At 42.7% G+C, this 22,148-nt stretch carries 21 protein-coding genes and 1 pseudogene; 16 read left to right on the plus strand and 6 right to left on the minus strand.

The annotated features are described in order from the left end of the window. Window positions 1-94: 94 nt before the first annotated feature. Window positions 95-1,126: a YncE family protein gene (locus Q3A68_RS08470; RefSeq protein WP_302900633.1), complete on the minus strand. Its 1,032-nt coding sequence runs from the start codon at window positions 1,124-1,126 to the stop codon at window positions 95-97. Window positions 1,127-1,254: 128 nt separating this feature from the next. On the opposite strand from Q3A68_RS08470, the gene Q3A68_RS08475 reads away from it, so the two are divergent. Both Q3A68_RS08475 and Q3A68_RS08480 read left to right on the plus strand, forming a co-directional pair. Next, window positions 1,255-1,887: an HAD family hydrolase gene (locus Q3A68_RS08475; RefSeq protein ID WP_302900634.1), complete on the plus strand. Its 633-nt coding sequence runs from the start codon at window positions 1,255-1,257 to the stop codon at window positions 1,885-1,887. 113 nt (window positions 1,888-2,000) lie between these two features. Further along, a pseudogene (locus tag Q3A68_RS08480) lies at window positions 2,001-2,363 on the plus strand (DinB family protein); the annotation flags it as partial. Here the strand turns inward: Q3A68_RS08480 and Q3A68_RS08485 are convergent. After that, window positions 2,360-3,562 (minus strand): proline dehydrogenase family protein, encoded by a 1,203-nt coding sequence (locus tag Q3A68_RS08485; protein ID WP_302900635.1) that lies wholly within the window; start codon window positions 3,560-3,562, stop codon window positions 2,360-2,362. The pseudogene Q3A68_RS08480 and the gene Q3A68_RS08485 sit on opposite strands and share 4 nt — an antisense overlap. A gap of 67 nt (window positions 3,563-3,629) precedes the next feature. On the opposite strand from Q3A68_RS08485, the gene Q3A68_RS08490 reads away from it, so the two are divergent. The 4 genes from Q3A68_RS08490 to Q3A68_RS08505 are packed head-to-tail and all read left to right on the plus strand — an operon-like array spanning window position 3,630 to window position 6,296. Beyond that, entirely contained in the window at window positions 3,630-3,836 is a 207-nt protein-coding gene (locus Q3A68_RS08490) for an RNA-binding S4 domain-containing protein (protein WP_302900636.1), read from the plus strand. Window positions 3,837-3,839: 3 nt separating this feature from the next. Beyond that, window positions 3,840-4,913 carry a 3-dehydroquinate synthase gene (gene aroB / locus Q3A68_RS08495; protein ID WP_302900637.1) on the plus strand — a complete coding sequence of 358 codons (1,074 nt, stop codon included), beginning with the start codon at window positions 3,840-3,842 and terminating at the stop codon, window positions 4,911-4,913. After that, window positions 4,900-5,808: a sterol desaturase family protein gene (locus tag Q3A68_RS08500; protein WP_302900638.1), complete on the plus strand. Its 909-nt coding sequence runs from the start codon at window positions 4,900-4,902 to the stop codon at window positions 5,806-5,808. Before aroB ends, Q3A68_RS08500 begins: the two co-directional genes overlap by 14 nt. A gap of 29 nt (window positions 5,809-5,837) precedes the next feature. Further along, on the plus strand, window positions 5,838-6,296 hold the full coding sequence (locus tag Q3A68_RS08505) for a DinB family protein (protein ID WP_302900639.1): 459 nt from the start codon (window positions 5,838-5,840) through the stop codon (window positions 6,294-6,296). A gap of 3 nt (window positions 6,297-6,299) precedes the next feature. On the opposite strand, the gene Q3A68_RS08510 is transcribed toward Q3A68_RS08505, so the two are convergent. Further along, entirely contained in the window at window positions 6,300-7,259 is a 960-nt protein-coding gene (locus tag Q3A68_RS08510) for a helix-turn-helix domain-containing protein (RefSeq protein ID WP_302900640.1), read from the minus strand. Window positions 7,260-7,346: 87 nt separating this feature from the next. Between Q3A68_RS08510 and Q3A68_RS08515 the strand changes: the two genes are divergently transcribed. The 3 genes from Q3A68_RS08515 (at window position 7,347) to Q3A68_RS08525 (ending at window position 10,859) form a co-directional block, all read left to right on the plus strand. Continuing rightward, complete coding sequence (locus Q3A68_RS08515) at window positions 7,347-8,486, plus strand: FAD-dependent oxidoreductase (RefSeq protein ID WP_489671731.1); 1,140 nt, start codon at window positions 7,347-7,349, stop codon at window positions 8,484-8,486. Between the two features lie 161 nt (window positions 8,487-8,647). After that, entirely contained in the window at window positions 8,648-9,928 is a 1,281-nt protein-coding gene (locus Q3A68_RS08520) for an MFS transporter (RefSeq protein WP_302900642.1), read from the plus strand. A gap of 199 nt (window positions 9,929-10,127) precedes the next feature. Continuing rightward, complete coding sequence (locus Q3A68_RS08525) at window positions 10,128-10,859, plus strand: hypothetical protein (RefSeq protein ID WP_302900643.1); 732 nt, start codon at window positions 10,128-10,130, stop codon at window positions 10,857-10,859. A gap of 120 nt (window positions 10,860-10,979) precedes the next feature. Here Q3A68_RS08525 and Q3A68_RS08530 read toward each other — a convergent pair whose 3' ends face one another. Beyond that, a complete protein-coding gene (locus Q3A68_RS08530) occupies window positions 10,980-11,330 on the minus strand; it encodes a hypothetical protein (RefSeq protein WP_302900644.1) in 351 nt (116 codons plus the stop codon). Window positions 11,331-11,798: 468 nt separating this feature from the next. Here Q3A68_RS08530 and Q3A68_RS08535 point away from each other — a divergent pair, with 468 nt between their 5' ends. The 6 genes from Q3A68_RS08535 (at window position 11,799) to Q3A68_RS08560 (ending at window position 18,569) form a co-directional block, all read left to right on the plus strand. After that, window positions 11,799-12,719: a prephenate dehydratase gene (locus tag Q3A68_RS08535; protein WP_302900645.1), complete on the plus strand. Its 921-nt coding sequence runs from the start codon at window positions 11,799-11,801 to the stop codon at window positions 12,717-12,719. 108 nt (window positions 12,720-12,827) lie between these two features. Beyond that, entirely contained in the window at window positions 12,828-13,955 is a 1,128-nt protein-coding gene (locus Q3A68_RS08540) for a chorismate mutase (RefSeq protein ID WP_302900646.1), read from the plus strand. A gap of 71 nt (window positions 13,956-14,026) precedes the next feature. After that, window positions 14,027-15,307 (plus strand): 3-phosphoshikimate 1-carboxyvinyltransferase, encoded by a 1,281-nt coding sequence (gene aroA, locus Q3A68_RS08545; protein ID WP_302900647.1) that lies wholly within the window; start codon window positions 14,027-14,029, stop codon window positions 15,305-15,307. Between the two features lie 182 nt (window positions 15,308-15,489). Further along, on the plus strand, window positions 15,490-16,581 hold the full coding sequence (gene aroC, locus Q3A68_RS08550) for a chorismate synthase (RefSeq protein ID WP_302900648.1): 1,092 nt from the start codon (window positions 15,490-15,492) through the stop codon (window positions 16,579-16,581). A 112-nt stretch (window positions 16,582-16,693) separates the two neighbouring features. Beyond that, window positions 16,694-17,929, plus strand: a complete 1,236-nt coding sequence (locus Q3A68_RS08555; RefSeq protein ID WP_302900649.1) for an MFS transporter — start codon at window positions 16,694-16,696, stop codon at window positions 17,927-17,929. 4 nt (window positions 17,930-17,933) lie between these two features. Then, window positions 17,934-18,569: an HAD family hydrolase gene (locus tag Q3A68_RS08560; RefSeq protein WP_302900650.1), complete on the plus strand. Its 636-nt coding sequence runs from the start codon at window positions 17,934-17,936 to the stop codon at window positions 18,567-18,569. Between the two features lie 25 nt (window positions 18,570-18,594). On the opposite strand, the gene Q3A68_RS08565 is transcribed toward Q3A68_RS08560, so the two are convergent. Next, window positions 18,595-19,752, minus strand: a complete 1,158-nt coding sequence (locus Q3A68_RS08565; RefSeq protein ID WP_302900651.1) for a carboxypeptidase-like regulatory domain-containing protein — start codon at window positions 19,750-19,752, stop codon at window positions 18,595-18,597. A 153-nt stretch (window positions 19,753-19,905) separates the two neighbouring features. Continuing rightward, complete coding sequence (locus Q3A68_RS08570; protein WP_302900652.1) at window positions 19,906-20,424, minus strand: DinB family protein; 519 nt, start codon at window positions 20,422-20,424, stop codon at window positions 19,906-19,908. A 276-nt stretch (window positions 20,425-20,700) separates the two neighbouring features. Here Q3A68_RS08570 and Q3A68_RS08575 point away from each other — a divergent pair, with 276 nt between their 5' ends. Then, window positions 20,701-22,146 carry a L,D-transpeptidase family protein gene (locus Q3A68_RS08575; protein WP_302900653.1) on the plus strand — a complete coding sequence of 482 codons (1,446 nt, stop codon included), beginning with the start codon at window positions 20,701-20,703 and terminating at the stop codon, window positions 22,144-22,146. Window positions 22,147-22,148 lie beyond the last annotated feature (2 nt).

Consider the following 22,148-nt stretch of genomic DNA (forward strand, 5'->3'; position numbering starts at 1 on the left):
GCTTATTGTTAGGGTTGTAAAATATTGTTGGCTAGAAAAGTTGCAACAGGAATAAACCTTTTCAACCACTACAATTTTTATAAGCCTTTCAACCTCACTTCCCCACCTCAATTACATGGAATGTCCCTGGTACCATTTTGGGTCGTGGGTGAGTATTCTCTGCAGTTGGCGCTACGGGTTCCATTTTTGCAGTTGGCAAAAAGAGGTGATGTGTTACCAGGTCGATACCTATGGTGCGTGCGCCCGGCTCTGTAGTGATATCTTCAATCAACTCAAATTTATTAGCGTTAATCTCCCGTACTGCTGTTATAGTACCTTCACCATTTGAAGCGTATGCTATTTTCAACGCAGGATCAAACACTAGTCCATCGCTTCTGCCTATTGGGAATTTCCCAACGGTTTTCCCATTTGAGGCATCCATTACAATCATGGTCTTACTATCACCACATGCAATGAACAAACGGTTTGTTTTACGGTCAATATCCAACCCTGAAGGTGAATCGCCACCATTGATTTTATAGGTTGTAATTTTCTTCAATGTGGTTGCATCCACAACATGAACATCGCTGTTATCTTCCCCGTTCACAAATATCTTACCTTTACCGTCGGATACAGCGGTTTCTAATTTTTCACCCAATTGTACCGTACCCACAACTTTTTCGGTTACCGGGTCAATAAAGCACAAGTCGTGGCTACCGCCGTCACAGGTAATGATCTTCTTTGAGAAATCGTCATAAAAAATGGCATCCGGATTTTTCACAGGTAAAGCTATTTCGCCTGTTGCTTTAAGAGTTTTCAAATCAAATACGGTAACCGAATTCCCCCTGCCGTTGCTGGTAAAACCTTTATTTAGTGAATGTACCAGCGCGATGCCGTGTACACCGTTTGTTTTGGGAATATACCCCAGGGAGTCGCCGGTAGTACTTATGATATTCACTTGGGTGCTATGCGATACATATACACGTTTGTTAGCACCATCAACTAAAATATAATCCCAGCCACCAGGGCTGGAAATTTTATAATCATTCAATACTTTAAAGCCTGTCTTTTGAGCCGATGATCTGCCGGGAGCAGCAATAACGGCAGCAAACAATAACAAAGGCGTAATTTTTCTCAAAGCGTTCATGTCGTAGGTTTTTCATGCTATTTACACACAGATTTTGTAATAATACTGGAGAAAAAAGGTAGCTTTTTGACTTATTGAATTTTTATATAACAGACTATTTTGACATTTTTACGGCAAACAACCATCTCATGCAAAACATCAAAAACATCATATTCGATTACGGCAACGTTATCTTCCTTCTCGATTTTCAGAAACTAAAACAAGGCTGGAAAAGCCTGGCTATCGAAGATCCGGACAAATTTTTCAGTCACGGTGTGCAGGAGCCTATTTTTGATAAGTTTGACCGTGGGCTCGTTACTGAAACCGAATTCAGGGATTTTCTCCGGAATAAGATCGGCAACCCTAATCTAACCGACGAGGATATTGATGCTGCATGGAACAGTTTGCTTTTGGGAGTTGACGAAGGTACTCACGAGCTTTTAGCCGGGCTGAATAAGAAATATCGTACCTTTTTACTGAGCAATATCAACCCGATACATTACAACTATATAATGAACTACCTGAAAGATGAGTTCGGGTTTGACAGTAACGATCATTTGTTTGAGAAAACCTACTACTCTCACCTGATAGGCATTAGAAAACCAGATAAAGCCATCTTTGAAAAAGTTTTGAGTGAGAATGGTTTGGTTCCTGAGGAAACTTTATTTATTGATGATATCGCTGCCAATCTGGAACCAGCAAAAGAATTGGGCATCCAAACGTTTATGATGGCTGCACCCGATACGATTCAGGATTTTATTAAGCGTGAAGAACTACTTTAATGAAAGAATTACTATCAACTCAATATGAACTAGTTAAAAGCTCACGCGGCATCTTATTTGCGTATTGTGCAACAACTGGTGAGGATTTCATTTAATCAGTACCAACCTTTAATAATAATTCAATTAGGGACTTACTGGTGCACATCGTTAATACCTATATCAACTGGCTTGATAACTTTGGTTTAGACGGAGCCCGCACATTTTATAACAATGATGATGTGCATACGATTCATGAAATCAAATCAATATTTGACAATATAGACTTGATTGCCAATAACTTCCTGGAGAAATACAGAAACGATTATAAATCACCCATAACTAAACATATTGCACGAAAAGGCATTACTTTAACGCTTTCCCCCTTACAATTATTTACCCATGTAATCACACACGAGTTCCATCACAAAGGACAGATATTGACCATGAGCAGACTCTTAGGCTATACGCCCGTTGATACCGACGTGATCCGGACTTAGAGTTTCCTGCGCTTTCTTTCTTTAATAATCAAGCTTAGCTCACGGCTCATTTGTCCCGCAATGGCCGTATTTTCCTGAGCACGCCGAAACAGATATGGTAAAACCGCTTTAACAGGGCCATAAGGTACGTACTTAGCTACATTATAACCTGCATCCGCCAGGTTAAAGCTCAGGTTATCGCTCATACCCAGCAATTGCGAGAAATATACATGCGGATGATTATGCGACACCTGCTTTTCATTTAACAGGTCGGCTAATAAACGGCAACTGTTCTCGTTATGTGTTCCGGCTACAAACGCCAAATTTTCCAGGTTATCCATACAGAAATGCAGCGCTGCATCATAGTCACGGTCGGTTGAGGCTTTATCAGGTTGTATCAGACACTCGTAGCTCTTCTCAGCAGCACGTTTACGTTCTTTTTCCATGTAGGCGCCACGTACCAGTTTAGCTCCCAGAATAAAACCTTCCTTAACCGCTATGAGGTGATCATGCTTTAATGAAGCCAATTTATCATGACGGTAGAGCTGATACGTATTATAAACAATGATCTTTTCCTTATTGAACTTGCGCATCATTTCGAGTGCCAGCATATCGATAGTATCCTGAATCCAGGTTTCTTCCGCGTCGATCATTACCGGCACATCACTTTCGTGAGCTTTGCTGCAGATAGCTAATACTCTCGCCTGCACTTTTTCCCATTCGGTAACTTCCTGTGGCGATAACTGATCTTTAGCATCCAGTTTTTCCAGCAGGCCAAATCGACCTACGCCTGTTACTTTAAATACTGTGATCGGCACTGCCTTATCCCCTGCTGCGCGCTTGATGGTTTTGATGATCTCATTCCGGGTAGCATCAAAAATGCGCTCTTCTTCTTCGCCTTCGACAGAATAATCCAGAATGGTTCCTACCCCACCGTTGTATAGTTTTTTTATAGTCGCGTCACATTCTTCGATGGTTTCACCGCCGCAAAAATGTTTAAATATGGTACCTTTGATAATGGATTTGATAGGTAAACCGATTCTCATAGCGAAGTTCGTTACCGGTGGACCTATTTTAACAAAGAAATTAATATTGATCATCCTGAACAGCCAGTAGGCGCGTTTCAGGTCGGCGTTTGTAGAATTGCGAAAAGCTATTTCGGTATTTTCAAAAGACAGCGAGCCCTTGCCGGGATCAGCAACAGTTTCATTATTGAGCATGATGCAAAATTAGAAAATGCAAAGCAAATAACTCATTATCCTTTGAATAGTTTATTTTTGCTGCCCCATGATAACGTTTAAAGTAGAAGGCGACTATATCCCGATGATTCAATTGCTGAAAGCCACCAACCTGGTTGAAACCGGCGGAGAAGCGCAAATAGTTGTTGCTGAGGGCGAAGTAAAGTATAATGGAGAGGTAGATTATCGCAAAAGATTAAAAGTAAAAAAGGGCGATCTCGTTGAATTTCGTGGGACGAAGATCAAGGTTATATAGGTTATGAAAGCACTTAATAGCATCAGCTATCCAATTTATTTTGAAAATACACTGACCGAGCTGGTCAATTTTATCAATCAAGGGAACTACTCCCGCTTTTTTGTTCTGACCGACGAGAACACAGGTAAACACTGCCTGCCACTGATCAGAAAATATATTGACAAACTGGACAATTTCGACATCATCGAGATTAATGCGGGTGAAGAGAACAAGAATATCGATTTCTGTGTAGGTGTTTGGAAAATGTTGATCGATTTCAGCGCAGACCGTCAAAGCTTATTAATTAACCTGGGCGGCGGTGTAATTAGTGATTTGGGGGGATTTGCGGCCTCAACCTACAAAAGAGGTATTGACTTTGTACATATACCCACCACCTTGCTTTCGCAGGTAGACGCTTCTGTAGGCGGCAAAACAGGCATCGACCTGGATAACATCAAAAACATTATCGGTACATTCACTCAACCTAAGGCTGTTTTTATTGAACATTCTTTTTTGAATACCCTTCCTGCAAGGCAAATCCTTTCGGGCCTGGCTGAAATGTTAAAGCATGGTTTAATATTCGACGCCGCATATTGGAGGGCATTAAAGGTCAGCGACTTGCACCATCCATCCGCGGAATTGGTTTATAAATCTGTTGAGATAAAAAACAAAGTGGTAATCGAAGACCCGCACGAAAAAGGGATCCGAAAGAGCCTAAACTTCGGCCATACCATAGGACATGCTGTTGAAACTTATTCGTTAATGCACGATGAAGATCCGCTTACTCATGGGGAGGCTATTGCCATTGGCATGATCTGCGAAGCAAAGCTGTCAAATATGAAAGTTGGCATGAGCGATGCTGACCTTGCAGAAATTGTTGAAGTGATCGGTGGTTTGTACCCACGCTATACTATTTCTGAATCATGCTATAAAGAGCTCTACAGCATTATGCAGAAGGATAAGAAAAACCAATCGGGCAGGATCAACTGTACGTTATTGACAAGTATCGGACAATGCCGTATTGACAATATCTGCACAGAAGACGAACTTTATGCTGGATTGAACTATTATTCCACATTAAACAATGTATTCTCTTGATAAACGAAGCGAAGCAGTAGTGGTGTTGATCACTGCATTGGCAGTGCTTACGCTTGTCGAGATGGGACTCAGTTATTGGGAAAACCGCAAATACTACGAAAAGCGAGACACTTTTACCAATATCTATCTCACGCTGCTGGCCTTCATACTAAACCTGGTTGTAAAAACATCCACTTTCTTTATATTGGATTATACCTGGCATTTCCGTCTGTTCGAGATAAAGAATGCTATTGCTTATTGGGTGATATTGGTTGTGGTGCAGGACTTTTTATACTGGGTATTGCATTACGTGGGCCATTATTGCAGACTGTTCTGGGCCATGCACGTTACGCATCACTCGTCCGAGCATTTCAATTTGACTACGGGTTTCCGTTCTACTGTTTTTGAACCATTGTACCGTGTGTTTTTCTATTTACCACTGGCACTGATGGGGTTCAATGCGATAGATATTCTTTACGCTTACCTGATAACACAGCTATACGGCAATATTGTGCATACACAATACCATGTGAATCTGCCCAAATGGTACGGCTGGATATTTGTGACGCCATCACATCACCGTGTGCATCATGCGTCTAATATCCCCTACCTGGATAAAAATATGGGGATGATGTTTATCATCTGGGACCGCCTTTTCAGTACTTTCCAGGAAGAAAACGCTCCGGAACCGATCAAATACGGCCTGACCAAGCAACCGGAAGATACCGGGCCTGTAAACGTTCTTTTCCACGAATGGAAAGCATTATTCCGGGATATGAGAAAGGCGCCATCCTTTAAAGTCAAACTGCAATACCTGTTCAATCCACCCGGATGGAGCCACGATGGCAGCACGCAAACAGCAAGGGCGATGCAAAGAGAATATCGTTCTGCCGGACAAAGCCAGGAAATTTTATAATCTTTGGATGATTAATTCATCCAATTATCATGCTTTACTCTGCATTAGTTTGCCGCCTGAAAACCCAGCACCTCGCCGTAGCCGAGCTCGTAAAAAACATAGATGACCAACGCCTAAACCAACATCCCGAACCCGGAAAATGGAGTATTAAAGATAACATAGCCCACCTGGTAAGTTATCAGCCCGTGTTTATCAGCCGCGTGCATCAAATGCTAAAAGGCGATACACCGGCATTCAACGCTTATCGCGCCGACAATGAACCGGATTTTAATGAAGCACAGGCATGGCCGCCAACCGATCTGCTCAATAAACTCAACGGCAACCGTCGCCAAATACTGGAACTGATCACCAATTTGTCTGACGGGGAGCTTTCATTGAAAGGCACCCACCCCAAATATAGCACAATGACGATCACAGAATGGACAGAATTTTTCCTATTGCATGAGGCGCATCATCTGTTTACGATATTTAGGTTGGCGAAGGGATAAATTTTACAAGGCTGAATATTTTTTGGGTTTGACACCCATATGCTGCTCAAAAACCCTTGCGAAATGGCTCAGGTTGGTAAAACCCACTTTATAACCTGCAACTGCAACGGACAACTTTTCTTCCTTCAACAGGCGGGCGGCTTCTTTTATCCTGAAGCCCTGATAGTAGCTAAAAATGCTGCTCCCGAAAATCTGACTGAACAAGCGTTTAAGCTTGGTTGGACTCATACCAGCACGAACGGCTAACTCCTGGATAACTGGTGGTGTATCCAAATGTCTAAGCATTTGCTCTTTTAGCTTATAAATGATCTGTATATCATGGCTATTTAAAGGATATAGCTTTTTCTCTTCCCGCTTTTCCAACTCCATCAACAACCTGCAGATCAGCTCCTCTGCTTTTACTCTCAGAAAAAATAATCGAAAAATATCGTCCACCTGTTCGGTGATCATTTCATCCGTAATGTTTTGCAATGAAGGGTAGATCATTTCCTCGAACAATAGTGGTCGTGTATTCTGCAACAAACTTTGCAAAACAGGCGACCTTTCTGACAGATTGAAAAGCCCACTCAAATAATTTGCATCTATTTCTATATTAACAGTAGCCGTATTTGTGTGGATTGAGATAAGCTCATCGGTATTTAGACGGCTCGTCCCGATCAAAACGGAAGGTGTCCCCGTTAAATGTTTTCCGGTTGCGCCCAGTTCCGCTTTGGGGAAGATCTTTTGAAACTTAAAAAATATCATTCTCCGGGCAGTATCGATATCCGAATTATCAATGGTCATGTCATTGTGCAATTCATAATTGCTGATGAGCAATCGGATGTGATCATTAAAAACATAACCGGCACAATAACCTCTGCCAAATTTCTCGGGGATATCTACCCTGCTGTTTTTTACTTCTTCGCCAAGTAAATCAGCGAATCTTAATAGAATATTGGGTACAGTTTGCCGCTTGTTTTTCATTACATAAAAGTCTTTTATGACTATTTTTAAGCTAAATATAGCTATTTTATCTCTAATATATCATTCAATTTTGTATTCTCATTAACGATGCAAACCATGTTATTAAAAGGTAAGAAAGTGGCTATCATTGGCGCAGGGCCGGTTGGATTGACTATGGCGCGGCTATTACAGCCAAACGGAGTAGACGTAACTGTTTACGAAAGAGACCAGGATTCCCAGGCAAGGATATGGGGCGGCACACTCGATCTGCATAAATATTCAGGACAGGAAGCCATGAAAAAAGCTGGATTGCTGGAAAGTTATTATTCCACGGCGATACCGATGGGAATAACCTTTGCTAATGAGCATGGCAAAGTGTTGTCTACTAAAACACCTACACCAGAAAATCTATACGATAACCCCGAGATCAACAGGAATGACCTGAGAAGAATATTGCTGGACAGTTTAACAAGCGAGACTGTTGTCTGGGACAGTAAATGCGTTGGACTTGAAATATGCGATGGGAAATGGCAATTGCAATTTGAAAATAAAGCTGCTACGATCGCCGATTTGGTAATCGGGGCGAACGGAGGAATGTCTAAAGTAAGAAACTATGTAACGGATACCGAAATAGAAGAAACCGGAACTTTTATTATACAGGGCGATGTGCCTCAGCCCGAAATAACATGCCCTGAATTTTATCGGTTATGCAATGGCCATAGGCTGATGACTTCCTATGAGGGCAATTTGTTAGTTGCAAACCCCTATAACAACGGAGTATTAACCTACGGTTTGATTTTTAGAAGACCTGAAGAATGGGTTTGTGATAATGGATTAAACTTTGAAAATAATGAAAGCATTATCGCATTCCTTTCTGACAGGTTCTCCGGATGGGATGAGCGTTACAAGCAACTATTCCGGTCAACATCATTTTTTATTGGCCTGCCAACCAAAAAATTGCCATTGGATAGACCCTGGAAAAGTGATCGCCCGTTGCCGATAACGCTTGTTGGAGATGCCGCACATTTAATGCCGCCATTTGCCGGTCAGGGTGTGAATATCGGCCTTGTGGACGCGTTGATCTTATCCGATAATCTCACCGGAGGGAAATTTAAAACCATCCAGGCTGCTATCAGCGATTATGAGCAGCAAATGTTTGTTTATGCATCGGAGGCGCAATTTGATTCGAGCCAAAATGAAATAGAAATGCGTTCTCCGGGCTTTTCTTTCCAACAATTGATCAATTAATCACCATAGCGCATCGCAAGAGATTTGCAGGATATCCTTTTGCAATCAAAAAAGGCCTGAACGGACAGGCTTCCAATTTAAAGTCAATCCTTCGGACCCATTCCCCTTGCAGTTCTACCCGATTAACCTTTACTTTATTGAACCATTATTAACCTGACTCAATGAACCAACTTTTTGACCGGCTGTCGGTACCGTATCGTTACCGCGTGCTGGTGTTGCTTTGCTCACTTACCACATTGACCTATATGGACCGCATCTGCATCTCCATTGTGGGTGTGCGTATCAAGGCTGATCTGCACCTGAGCAACGAAAAATTTGGATGGGTACTGGCCACTTTTGCACTGGCTTATGCCATCTTCGAAATTCCTTCGGGTATGCTTGGCGATCGCATAGGTCCTAAAAAGGTTTTTATTCGCATAGTGATAGCATGGTCGATATTTACCGCGCTTACGGGCCTTGTAAACGGGCTGATAAGCCTGCTCGTTATTCGGTTTTTGTTCGGCATGGGCGAATCGGGCACCTACCCGAACGCCATTTTGGTGGTTTCACGATGGTTTCCTGTAAGCGAAACGGGCAAGGCATTGTCGTGGGTAGGCATTGGCTCACAGATAGGCTCCGCGCTTGCCCCGCTTATTATTGTGCCGTTAGCGGTGAACTACGGATGGAGGGTGCCATTTTTCGTCGTCGGTTGCATTGGTTTACTATGGACGAGTATATGCTACACGTGGTTCCGCGATTTTCCCTGGCAAATGAAAGCTATGCCTGATACCGAAAAACAACTCATCGAATCACAGTGCCGGCATAAGCATGGCCAGCACCTGGTACCGTGGAAACTCATCTTTCGAAACAGTACCTTATGGCCGCTGATGCTGATGTATTTCTGCTGCCAGTGGGCCAATTACTTTTTTATTGCCTGGATGCCGGTTTACTTGCAGGAGGGCCGAGGTTTTTCAGAAAACGGCATGAAACAGGTTACCTCCCTGCTTTTTGTGGTGGGCATAAGCGGCTTTTTGGCGGGCGGCGCGGCCGGTGACTGGCTGCTGAAACAAAAAGGGCTTAAATTGGGACGCCGGCTTACCGGAATGCTGGGACTGGGCTGCTGTGGAATATTGTTGTTCGTGGCCGGATTTTCTGTCAATAACACCATGACTGCATGTTGTCTTATCGGTGCAAATTTTGCCTTCTCGTTCGGGGTAATGGTATCTTACGCGGTGTGTGCTGATATCGGCCGCAACAATGCCGGCACCGTAACCGGCGCAATGAACTTTTTCGGGCAAATGGGTGCGTTCTTCCTCGCTCTTATTTTCGGGCAGATTGTACAGGCCACGCATCGTTTTGATTATCCGGTGTATGTGGTGGGCACAGTGCTAATAATAGGCTGTTTGCTTTGGTTGGCCATTGACGCTGAAAAGCAACTGCCGGAGATTGGCCATATTAGTTAGTACTGTTTAAATTTCGGACATCGGGCTGTCGCAAAACACCCCCTCGATTGGCATTTTCACCCCTCATTAGCATTGGCGTTCCTGCTATATCTTTATAGGATCATATTACCATTTTCCCTTCATCATGATCCATTCAACTAGTTTAGCAAAGAAATGCACCAGGGGCTTATGCTTCTTTTTTGTGCCAATCTTATCAGTTTTGAGTTTAATAATATCCTTTCCGGCTTTTTGCCAGGAAACCGCCGCCACGAGGCTTGAAAAAATGCCGCCTGACCTGGAGCGGGATTTTGCGTTAAGTGCATTACCACCACACCTGAGAAAAGACGCTACGGTTTACTTGTTAGATCCGGCCAAAGGCTATTACGTCGCTAAGAAAGGAACTAACGGCTTCATTTGCTATATTGAAAGAACAGCATGGGAATGGGGAGAGTTCAGGAATGATGTCGCCGCACCCATCAGCTATGACGCTGAGGGCGCCCGGAAAATTTTTACTGTAACGATGGATGTGGCAGCTATGCGGGCGTCTGGAAAATATACCGCTAAACAGGTTAAGGATATCGTAATAGACAGGATCAGGAAAGGCATTTACAAAGCGCCGTCCAGGTCCGGCGTTTCTTATATGCTGGCTCCGCTTATGCGCGTATACCCGGGCAACCCGCCTAATAATCAAGTCATGACCATGAGCATGCCGCATTATATGTTTTATGCTCCGTATTTAAATAATTCAGACATCGGCGGTGACACGACGAATGGCCCTTTTGTAAACAATCCGGATAATGCCGTTCTGGGAGACAGGAAAGGGCCATATGGTTTTATTATTTTGCCTGCGGGGAAATCAGAGCAAGCTAAAATAGTGGAGGACGGCAGCGATCTGCTGAAAAGACTTGCTGCTTATAAGCCTTATTTTAGGACCAAGCCAGGAGAAATGTAAAGTTGATAATGTCATTAAATAACACAGGGTCTTCTTCTACGGAAGACCCTGCTAAAACGGAAGACATAATTTCGGCATCAGAGCCCATCCCAATTTGGCTCGGTTGTAATTTGAGATCGATTACTTTGCTTTGGTCAGATCGAACGACATATCGCCCTGGGGGCCTTTGAAGGTAAGGGTGATCGTATTAGCATCTTTAACTTTACCTGTCACTTTCATCACATCGCCCATCATAGGCATGCTGAATGCGATATCATCCCCTTTTATTGTGCCGTCGGAAATTTTTATTTCGTTGCCATCTGGGCCTTTCGTACTACCGGCCAGCGCTTCGCCGTCCTGTTTAAAGTCATAAGCCACATCAAACTGGTCGTTAATTTTTCCCGTCCAGTGCCCGGTGATGTCGCTCACGAATGAACTGAGGGTAATGATGAGGCCAACAAGCGCCGCCATGCATACTATTTTCTTGATCATAATTTCGTTGTTTTAGGGTGAATACCTTTGTTAATAGATTTGATAATACTAAGGAACGGACCATATGCAACAAGGCAAAATACAATAGACCTTGAGGAGGAATGCATAGATGAACGGGTGGTTTTGGATGATGAAAAAGATTCGCCGCTTACAATTCCTGTGATAAAATTAATCTTGAAGAGATATAATCATTTTATAAAATCACAAAAGAAAGTAAGCTTCTCCAGCAAATAAAATTTGGTTATTTCCCTATTTTTTCAAAAAAATAAAATTTTCTATTGACGGAATGTTTTTTTAGCGTACATTTACGGCATAAACAAAAACAATGAAGTTTAACAACGCATATTTTTATGGCTACTACTTTTACTTTACCAGTAAGAGCCGGGACTAATATGCACTAACAAACATATAAAGTAAACTGAAAAGTCCCGGCCGAACAAGCCGGGACTTTTTGCTTTAAACGGGTTTATGAAGGATAAAAGAACAAGAGTAGCTATCCAGGGGATCAGGGCCTCATTTCACGAAGAAGCCGCATTTCTGCATTTTGGCGAGGAAATTCAAACTATTGAGTGCAACTCATTCAAACAGACTTTTGAGGCTTTGCAGAACAAAGAGGCCGATTACATCGTGATGGCCATCGAAAACAGCATCGCCGGCAGCATCCTGCCCAACTATTCGCTGATGTTGAGCTATGGCTTCCCTGTTGTAGGCGAGGTGTATCTGCCCATCCAACTGCACCTGATGGCGCTTCCGGGTGTTAAGTTCGAGGACATTAAGTATGTAACCTCCCACCCTATTGCTATCCGTCAGTGCATTGACTTCTTTGACGAATACCCGCACCTGAAAATTGTAGAAAGCAGCGATACCGCTGCCTGCGCAAAGCGTATCCGCGACGAAAACCTGCGCGATACCGTTGCCATTGCCAATACGCTAGCTGCCAAACTTTACCAGCTGGATGTATTGGAGCGCCGTATCGAATCGAACAAAAAGAATTTCACCCGTTTCCTGATCCTTACGAATCATGATAACGTAGAGAAAAAGGATAACAATAAAGCCTCATTGTGCTTCCAGGTGAGCAACCAGGTAGGTGCTTTGGCCCGGGTGCTGCAAATATTTGCCGAACAAAACATTAACATGAGTAAAATACAGTCGATGCCGGTAATCGGTAAACGCAATGAGTATAACTTTTATGTGGACGTGGAGTGGGAAAACAACAAGCAGTATGATACGGCTATCAGACAGGTATTAAAGTATACGCACAATTTCAATATCCTGGGCGAATATCAGCGCCATGAGGACGAACACACGCAGAATGAGCGAGAACAAAAATTAAGAGCACAGGAAGTAATCTCCCGTAAGTACATCAGTGTAAAGAAAATAGTAAAGTAGTTAAATCGGAAAGTCGGAGAAGTCCGAAAGAAAAATAAAAGTAATTAACCCAAAGAAAAAACCTTCCGGACTTGCCGACTTTCGGACTTCCGGACTAAACAAACAAGTATGAAATTAGATCTTAACATACAGCCGCTCGAGTCATGGATCAAAGCCAAATCCGAGCCTCTTGTAATTGCCGGTCCCTGCAGCGCCGAGACCGAAGAGCAATTAGTAGCCACTGCCCACTTACTGGCTAAAACAGGCCGCGTAACCGCCTTACGTGCCGGCATTTGGAAACCACGTACTCGTCCGGGTGAGTTTGAAGGTATTGGCAGCATCGGCCTTAAATGGCTAAGCCGCGCCAAAGAAGAAACCGGTTTACCAACTGCTATTGAGGTTGCTACTGCAAAGCACGTTGAAGAAGCCTTAAAAGCTGGCGTTGATATCCTTTGGGTAGGTGCACGTTCAACAGTAAACCCATTCACCGTACAGGAAATTGCTGATGCACTGAGGGGCGTTGACGTACCTGTGATGGTAAAAAACCCTGTAAACCCGGACCTGTCGTTATGGATCGGTGCTTTGGAGCGCATTAACGGTGCTGGCATTACCAAACTGGCTGCTATTCACCGTGGTTTCTCTTATCATGAAAAAACTGCTTTCCGTAACGAACCAATGTGGGATATGGCCATAAACCTGAAAACACATGCGCCTACCCTGCCGATCATTAATGATCCAAGCCACATTTGCGGTAATCGTGAGCTATTAGGTTATGTTGCTCAAAAAGCGCTCGATCTGGATATGCAAGGCTTGATGATAGAATCGCATATCGACCCAAGCGTAGCGTGGACCGATGCTAAACAACAAGTCACTCCATCAGCATTGGTAGATATATTAGACCGCTTAACCCTACGCAAACCTGAAGTTAAAGGTGCTGACCTGAAAGACAAACTGGCGGAACTTCGCAGCCAGATCGACAAGATCGATGATATCGTTTTCCAGAAAATGGGTGAAAGGATGCAGATTGTTGAAAAGATCGGTAACTACAAGAAAGAAAATGGCATTACCATTTTGCAGGTTAACCGTTGGGAAGAGATCCTGAACAGACGCATTCCTTATGCAAAAGCATTGAAACTGAGCCCTGAGTTTGCTGAAAAATTGCTGGAATTGATGCATAGCGAATCGATCCGTAAACAAACCGAGATCATGAACCAGGGACAATCAGAACAGCCACAGGAAAAACTGACCCACGCGTAATTAGATTTGAGACTTGAGATGCGATATTTGAGATAAAACACTCATTATCATAGCTCTGTAGCAAAACAAATATGAAGGAAAATATAATCCTGACTAAAAAAGGCAAGTCAGTTAGCGGTACAATCCATCTTACCGGCTCAAAAAGCGAGTGCAACCGGGCGCTCATTATTGAGGCGCTGAGTAAAGGTAAGGTGAAAGTGGAGAATATTTCGGATGCGGCCGATACGGTGACGCTATTGGAAGTCCTTACTCAGAAGTCGGAAGTCGGAAGTCAGCACTCTGAACTTAAGACTCAAGACTTAAGACTCGTCAATATAGGTCCTGCAGGTACGGCGATGCGTTTTCTTACTGCATATTTCAGCTTTCAGGATGAAGAAGTGATCCTGACAGGCAGCGAACGCATGAAGCAAAGACCTATTGGCATATTGGTGAATGCTTTGCGCGATCTGGGTGCTCATATTGAGTATGTGGAAAATGAGGGCTTCCCTCCTATTAAGATCAATGGCACTCTGGGAAACCAGCAAAAAGAGAAGATCAATATTAAGGGAGATATAAGTAGCCAATATATTACTGCACTGTTATTGATTGCATCTACATTACCGAAGGGATTGATATTGCATATTGATGGCGAATTAACCTCAAGACCTTATGTTGAAATGACCCTTTCGATGCTTCGGCAGGCTGGCATTCAGCATCAATGGATTGGTAATAGCATCCATATACCTCATCAGGAGTTTAAGCAGACCTCATTACCTGTTGAACCCGATTGGAGTGCAGCTTCTTATTGGTATTCAATAGCGGCATTGGCTGACGAAGCTGAGTTGTTCCTGCCGGGCCTAACAGCCTACAGCCTCCAAGGTGACAGTGTTATCACCGAGATTATGGCGAATTTCGGCATTACTTCGCAGTTCAAAGATGGCGGGGTGCACTTAAAAAAGGAGCCTAAACCACTAGGCCGGAAAATATTCGACCTGAAATCCTGCCCCGACCTGGCACAAACTATCATTGTAGTGTGTGCAGCATTAGGACATGAAGCTACTTTTACCGGCTTAGAAACCTTAAAGATCAAAGAAACAGACCGAGTTAAAGCATTACAAAACGAACTGGCCAAGATCGGCGTGAAGCTGATCGAAAAAGGTCAGGTTTATAAGCTCGATTGCAGCGAAAAGTTCATTCCCGAAAAGATTTTCATCCATACTTATGACGATCACCGAATGGCGATGGCGTTTGCACCACTGGCGTTACTGATCTCAGAAATAGAAGTTGAGGATTATATGGTGGTAGAGAAATCTTACCCAGCGTTCTGGGAAGATCTGAAAAAGGTGGGATTTGAGTACAACCTGATAAAATAACCTTTTGTCATTGCCAGGCGCAAGGCGGATGGCGCCGGGGTGCGACGAAGCAATCGCGAACCATGCATCTTCGCCCTATATAGCATGCGATTGCCGCGTTCCCCGCAATGACATTAATAAATTAAACAAACTAAAATAATCTGCAGATTTGCACATCAGTAAATCTGCACATCTAAACTAACATGGCAGGCAATTCATTCGGACAATTATTCAGAATAACAACTTTTGGCGAATCGCATGGCGAAGCAATCGGTGTGATCATCGATGGCTGCCCTGCTCAACTGGATGTCGACCTGGAGTATATTCAGTCCGAACTGGATAAGCGCCGTCCGGGTCAGTCAAAGATTACTACCCAACGTAAAGAAAGCGATACAGTAAAGATACTTTCAGGCGTATTTGAAGGTAAAACTACCGGAACACCTATTGCTATGCTGATCCCCAACGAGGACCAGCGCTCAAAGGACTACTCGCATAACGTAGATGTGTTCCGCCCCTCACATGCTGATTACACCTATCAAACCAAATACGGGATCCGTGATCATCGCGGTGGCGGCCGTTCGTCAGCCCGCGAAACTGCTGCACGTGTTGCTGCTGGTGCTTTGGCGAAACTGTTGTTGAAATCACAAGGAATAGAGATTGTAGCACACGTCAGTAGTGTAGGCAAGATCAACGCGCCAAATGTTGAGATCATCAACGCTCAGGAGTTTATTGATGCGCGTGAGCAAAATATTGTGCGCTGTGCCGACCCCGCAACTGCTGAGGAAATGATTGAGTTTATTGATTCTATCCGCAAGCAAGGTGATACTGTTGGCGGAAAGATCAGTTGCTACGTACAGAACTGTCCCGTTGGTTTAGGCGAGCCTGTTTTCGATAAATTGCATGCCGAACTGGGCAAGGCGATGCTGAGCATCAATGCTGTTCATGGTTTTGAATATGGTTCAGGCTTTGCGGGCAGCGAAATGCGCGGCTCTGAGCATAATGATATCTTCATTAACCAGGTCAATCAAATTAAAACCATCACCAACTTCTCAGGCGGTATACAGGGCGGAATCAGCAATGGTATGCCAATCGAATTCAAAGTAGCTTTTAAACCTGTGGCCACGATCATGCAAAGCCAGCCTACAATTGACAGCCAGGGCAATGCCGCCGAAATATCCGGCAAAGGCCGTCATGATCCTTGTGTTGTGCCGCGTGCGGTGGTTATCGTAGAGGCAATGGCGGCGCTGGTCATAGCTGATCATTGGCTTAGGAACAGGAATTCTATTTTGAGCTAAAAGGTAAAACGTAAAAGGGTATACGCATCGCATATCTTTTCATCGTCATATTTTTCAAATCTGTAAATCCATCCATCTGCACATTTGCACATCAAAAACTATATTTGTGTAAATGCTCTCCCGTACCATCCAATTATACAAAAAAGCATATAGTGGGTTATCGATAAATAGCTGGTACCTGTGCCTGGTGATGTTCATCAATCGCAGCGGTACGATGGTTATTCCGTTTATGACGATTTACTGTACCCAGAAACTACACTTCACCGTGGAGCAGACGGGCATTATTATGGGCCTGTTCGGGATAGGCTCACTTCTCGGCGCATTTATCGGCGGAAAAATAACTGATAAGTATGGGTTCTACTATGTCCAGGTATTGGCTTTGCTGATTGGCGGCTTATTATTTATATTGCTGGGATTCCAACGAACTTTTGTTTCTGTAGGTATTTTCTCTTTCATCCTAAGTGCTTGTAACGATGCTTTCAGACCGGCAAACTCTACAGCTGTGGCCCACTACAGTACTGAACAAAACCGAACACGTTCCAATTCACTAAATCGCCTTGCGGTTAATCTTGGCTGGGCCTTTGGCGGCTTTCTGGGTGGTACGTTGGCGCATATCGACTACCATTTATTGTTTTGGGTTGACGGCTGCACCAATATCCTGGCCGCTTTGATGCTTATAAAGCTGTTACCATTTTCCAAAGTGACCAAATCAGTTAAGGATACTTTGACCAATGCAAGTACATCCGCTTATCGCGACTGGGTATATTTAATATTCATCGGCCTGCTTATCCTGTATGCTACTTGTTTCTTCCAGTTATTCACCATGCAACCGCTGTTCTACAAAACCAAATGGCACTTTAATGAGCAGTTTATCGGTGGATTAATGGGGATCAATGGCCTGCTGGTCGTTTTGTTTGAAATGGTGATTGTTCACAATCTTGAGGGTAAAAACCATCCCCTCAGATATATTTACAAAGGCATATTATTAGTGGGAGCCGGCTTCGTCCTGCTTAATTTCTTGCCATCAGCTTATTATTCGGCATATATAATTTTGCTGTTTATCACCCTGGGCGAAATACTATCCATGCCGTTTATGAACTCGTTCTGGATAATGCGCACTAATGCCCGTAACCGGGGTGAATATGCCGCATTGTATTCAATGGGATGGTCGGCAGCTTCAATTATGTCGCCGGTTATTGGCGGCCAGGTGATTATGTATGTAAGCTTTAATTTACTTTGGTGGATAACTGGGGCTATATGTCTTGCTGCTTCTATTGGTATTGTCCTGCTCTATCGTTTCAGCATTAAAAAAAGTGTTGTAGTCCCTTTAGAGGAAACCGTATTTTAATCAAATGAAAAAGGCTCTTATACTCGATCTCGATAATACCATTTACCCGGTAAGTTCTATTGCAGAAAATCTTTTTGCTGATCTGTTCGCTAAATTGGATCAATATGCAGAATTTATAAATGCTGATGATGCGGATGAGGTAAATAAGATTAAGGATGAGATGACGCGTAGGCCCTTTCAGCATATTGCCGAAGAGTTTAATCTAAATAAGGAAGTGCGAAACCAAATGATCGGTCAGCTCAGAAATATGACTTATGATCTGCCGATGCAGCCATTTGATGATTATGGGTATGTAAGATCAATTCAATTAGACAAATTCCTGGTGACTACCGGATTTTCAAAACTGCAATGGAGTAAAGTGAGGATGCTGGGTATTGAGAACGATTTCAAGCACATCTATATCGTGGACCCTGAGGTTAGTTCCCAAACCAAGAAGGATGTTTTTACAGAAATCATGCAAACGTACAATTATATTCCTGGCGATTTGCTTGTGATTGGCGATGATCCTGAATCGGAGATAAAAGCAGCTCAAGCTTTGGATATCGAAACTGTGTTATACGATCCATGGAATAAGTATCCAACCAAAAAGCCGACATATAGAATCGACTCTTTGAGAGCTATTCAGAACATATTAAGCTAAGCAGATTTGATATACATACTTTAAGCTATTGCCAGGTATCTGAATCATAATCAAAAGGCAATAATTCAGCTACTCTGTTTTGCGCCCAGGCCCCGCTAAGGGCGATCCCGTCTACATTGGCAATTGTCCCGTTCTTATCAAAAAATGCATAGGGCTGCTTAAATTGTATAATGGTTATCTCCTTATTATATCGATCGTTCAAATGATATGTCAATCCTTTCTTGGGGAAATTATGCTCTTTATTATAAGTAACATGCAGATTGTCCATATCGCAACCTAGTGCATATAAATCTTCCTGGTCGGTTGGTTTGACAATCTCATCCTTGTCCAAAGGATAATCCATTAATGTTTCAAGTATTTTCTTCAATTCCCGCTTTTTTTTCCAAACCCTTATTGAATCGCTATATTTTTTGCCGTTTACAGTTTTTAACTTCTCAAACGATAGAATTTTCGAATCTATAATGCTATCCGCAGGCCTTTCAGGGTTCTGGTATATTGCCCATTGCAATACTCTGAAACCTTCCTCTTCTAATCGATTATTTATCAATGATCGTAAAAAATGTATTTCAGATCCTTCAAAAACTTCTTGCCTATTCTTTCTCCAGCGTTTTTCTTGTGATGGGTTGCCCTTGATCTCCTCAAACAGGACCGATCCATCATAATGCAAGTCATTATTGAGTGCTGGGTTCGTACAAAAACTAAAATTGTTAACAAGATATTTTAATCTGTATCCCAAAGCATTGTTTTCGATTTTCAGGAAATCGTAAGAAGATGCCGTAAGAAGGGATTTATTTTTATCGTAATCAAAATCCAATACTTCAGGATTTAAAAGCACACATCTGGATGCCTGATCAGAGGTTCCTATAAACTGTTCTTTAAACCACTTCAAATATTGTTCCCTATCGACGTTAGAGTTAGCATGAATACTTACCTCTTTTAACGTTTTGATATCGGGTGTTAATTCAATATCATTTAGGTCGACTGTATGATCATTGGCGATAATGTTTTCATTATACATTTTGAACCCTACAACAGACACGATAATTTGATACTTTCCTGATTTAATGCCTTTAAGAATAAAATTGCCATCGGCAGAGGATTCATTTCCGATAGTAGTATTACTTAAAAATATACTTGCATTAGCGATAGGCTTTTTATCAACCCGATTAATTATACGACCCAAAATTGTTGTTTGAGCGAGTAAGGATAAATGGCAAAAGAAGAGACAAACGCAAATAATGAATAATCTCACCCAGACTATTCTAATGCATTCAGGTTTTATCGTCATATGAAGGTTTACAGGTATTAGGGGTATAGCTAAATTAGGAAATTGAATCTAATTCTTTAATATTCCCGTTGTCACCAATAACTGCCCTGTATGCCGCATCATGTGTTCGGCAGCATGAAATAACAAACCCTGCACAGTTGATGGTATTTGTGCCCGACCCACTCCCCTAACTTCCGTCAAAGTCGCTTCCTCAGTATTGCTTAATTGTTGAATAGCTTTGTCTACCTGTTTATTCAACGCTTCCAACAGATCGTGAACGCTTCCATCGCGTTCGGGTTCGTTACCTTCGTTGGAGAGGAAAGTGAATTGCCGCTCGTTCAATCCTTCACCTCTTGCATAGGTAAAAAGGCGGTCGAGGATACCGGTAATATGCTGTAAATGGAACCCGGGCGATGCCATCCCGCCGGCCTTTACCCAAAGAAATATTTCGGGAAAATCAGCCATATACCGGTTCACTTCGTCCCTGGCTTGCAATATGGTGTGCGCTACAGGCTGCAGCAAAGGCGGTATACCGGGCACTGGGCCACGCAGCCAAACCTCTCTTTTATTATTATCGCTTTCGGCCATAAAATTTATTACAAACAAAACTTAATTATTAATTGCATTATAAATGATTTATAATGTTCAACTTTGCGATCGTAAAACAGACTTTAACGTCTGCTCAAATTTATAGTAAAATAAGTATATTAGTTTGGTATAGTCATTGATTAACCTATACTTTATAACTGAAATTTTTATATGACAATATCCACAGGTACTAAAACAAACGCCTGTTTTGCTTTAGTATTAATACTTTTCTGCCTAACCACCTTCATCCAGAGCTGTAAGAAAAAACGCTCTGAAATGGCTTCCATCCTCTATAAAAAGACACATAATGCTGTCTTTAAAGATGTTGATCCGGACGAATTTGCGGCCTATTTTAAAAGAGAGCTTAAAAGAGAACGAGATGGTATGACCAATCCCGATTGGGTTTCGGATCACTATGCGCAAAACGACTACGAACCTGATTTTGTATTATATCAGCTTTGGGATGGCGGATTGGATGCGATGGTTTCCAAATTCAGAAAAGCTAATGAGCATGGCCTCGATCCGAAATTGTTCAAGCCCGACCAGATCACCGCATTGATGGATAAATTTTATAGTAAAAGTGCCATCAAAACCCCGCATGACGCCTACAAGTACATTTCTCAGCTTGAAATATTAGCTGCCAATTCCCTGATCGATTACTCCAACGATTTGCAATTTGGTGTTATCAGTCCAAAGAAGCTCTATTCCCGTTACTTTATAAAAACACAACGTCCGGATAGTGCGTCGATCAACAGGGTATTCACTGTAGAGAATATACCTGCCTACCTGGATAGCATCCAACCAAAAGACCCTCAATATATAGCCCTGCAAAAAGCTTATTTAGAGGGATACGAAGCGCCAAAAATGTCAAAAGAAGAAACAAGGCGTATCTTATTGGTAAATATGGAACGTTTACGCTGGAAAAATAAACCAACAGATAACGAATATGTATATGTAAACATTCCTGATTTTCACCTGGACGTGATCGACAGCGGCAAATCCATATTGAATATGAAGGTGTGCGTTGGGGAAGGTCGCAACAAGAAATATTTGAACAGCCTTGAAAACTATAATGATACCTGCAGAGTAGATAACCCGTATGCACACGAAACTCCTCTACTTAGCAGTACGATACATAGCGTTCAGGTAAATCCGATTTGGAATATTCCCAGGAGCATAGCAACAAAAGAGATCATCATAGAAGCTGCTAAAGATCCTTATTACCTGTCGAATAAAAACATTAATGTTTATCTGAATGATAAACTAATAAAAGACCCGGAAACAATAGACTGGTCAAAAGTAACCAAAGAAAATAACGACTATGAGTTTAAGCAACAACCCGGTGCTGATAACTCTTTAGGGAAAATCAAATTCCTGTTCGAAAACAGAAGTAACGTTTATCTGCATGATACTCCGGCAAAAGATGCCTTCAGGTATTCAATGCGTGCGGTGAGCCATGGTTGTGTCCGGTTGGAAAAACCGCTCGATCTGGCACATACACTCTTCCGCGACACGGTGAAATATAACCGGATTGTAAAGGATATGAATGACGACGACAGCACCTCGCAGGACATTGCACTACGGCCACGAATACCGGTTTACATTACCTATGTCACTTGCTGGTCTGACCCTAACGGGCAGTTACAGTTCAGGGGTGATGTGTATGGGCTGGACATTGTACTGTACGATCACCTCAAAAAATACCTTCCGGCTGAGTATTGAAA

The organism is Mucilaginibacter tolerans (assembly GCF_030519375.1).
Taxonomy (GTDB): Bacteria; Bacteroidota; Bacteroidia; order Sphingobacteriales; family Sphingobacteriaceae; genus Mucilaginibacter.

What these genes read in the sequence shown, in the direction of transcription:
- Q3A68_RS08570 (WP_302900652.1), bottom strand. Translation starts at nt 20,424, where the DNA reads ATGGCCGAAAGCGATAATAATAAAAGAGAGGTTTGGCTGCGTGGCCCA.
- aroC (WP_302900648.1), top strand. Translation starts at nt 15,490, where the DNA reads ATGGCAGGCAATTCATTCGGACAATTATTCAGAATAACAACTTTTGGC.
- Q3A68_RS08510 (WP_302900640.1), bottom strand. Translation starts at nt 7,259, where the DNA reads ATGAAAAACAAGCGGCAAACTGTACCCAATATTCTATTAAGATTCGCT.
- Q3A68_RS08520 (WP_302900642.1), top strand. Translation starts at nt 8,648, where the DNA reads ATGAACCAACTTTTTGACCGGCTGTCGGTACCGTATCGTTACCGCGTG.
- Q3A68_RS08555 (WP_302900649.1), top strand. Translation starts at nt 16,694, where the DNA reads ATGCTCTCCCGTACCATCCAATTATACAAAAAAGCATATAGTGGGTTA.
- Q3A68_RS08560 (WP_302900650.1), top strand. Translation starts at nt 17,934, where the DNA reads ATGAAAAAGGCTCTTATACTCGATCTCGATAATACCATTTACCCGGTA.
- Q3A68_RS08575 (WP_302900653.1), top strand. Translation starts at nt 20,701, where the DNA reads ATGGCTTCCATCCTCTATAAAAAGACACATAATGCTGTCTTTAAAGAT.
- aroA (WP_302900647.1), top strand. Translation starts at nt 14,027, where the DNA reads ATGAAGGAAAATATAATCCTGACTAAAAAAGGCAAGTCAGTTAGCGGT.
- Q3A68_RS08540 (WP_302900646.1), top strand. Translation starts at nt 12,828, where the DNA reads ATGAAATTAGATCTTAACATACAGCCGCTCGAGTCATGGATCAAAGCC.
- Q3A68_RS08535 (WP_302900645.1), top strand. Translation starts at nt 11,799, where the DNA reads ATGAAGGATAAAAGAACAAGAGTAGCTATCCAGGGGATCAGGGCCTCA.
- Q3A68_RS08530 (WP_302900644.1), bottom strand. Translation starts at nt 11,330, where the DNA reads ATGATCAAGAAAATAGTATGCATGGCGGCGCTTGTTGGCCTCATCATT.
- Q3A68_RS08515 (WP_489671731.1), top strand. Translation starts at nt 7,347, where the DNA reads ATGCAAACCATGTTATTAAAAGGTAAGAAAGTGGCTATCATTGGCGCA.
- Q3A68_RS08505 (WP_302900639.1), top strand. Translation starts at nt 5,838, where the DNA reads ATGCTTTACTCTGCATTAGTTTGCCGCCTGAAAACCCAGCACCTCGCC.
- Q3A68_RS08490 (WP_302900636.1), top strand. Translation starts at nt 3,630, where the DNA reads ATGATAACGTTTAAAGTAGAAGGCGACTATATCCCGATGATTCAATTG.
- aroB (WP_302900637.1), top strand. Translation starts at nt 3,840, where the DNA reads ATGAAAGCACTTAATAGCATCAGCTATCCAATTTATTTTGAAAATACA.
- Q3A68_RS08470 (WP_302900633.1), bottom strand. Translation starts at nt 1,126, where the DNA reads ATGAACGCTTTGAGAAAAATTACGCCTTTGTTATTGTTTGCTGCCGTT.
- Q3A68_RS08475 (WP_302900634.1), top strand. Translation starts at nt 1,255, where the DNA reads ATGCAAAACATCAAAAACATCATATTCGATTACGGCAACGTTATCTTC.
- Q3A68_RS08485 (WP_302900635.1), bottom strand. Translation starts at nt 3,562, where the DNA reads ATGCTCAATAATGAAACTGTTGCTGATCCCGGCAAGGGCTCGCTGTCT.
- Q3A68_RS08500 (WP_302900638.1), top strand. Translation starts at nt 4,900, where the DNA reads ATGTATTCTCTTGATAAACGAAGCGAAGCAGTAGTGGTGTTGATCACT.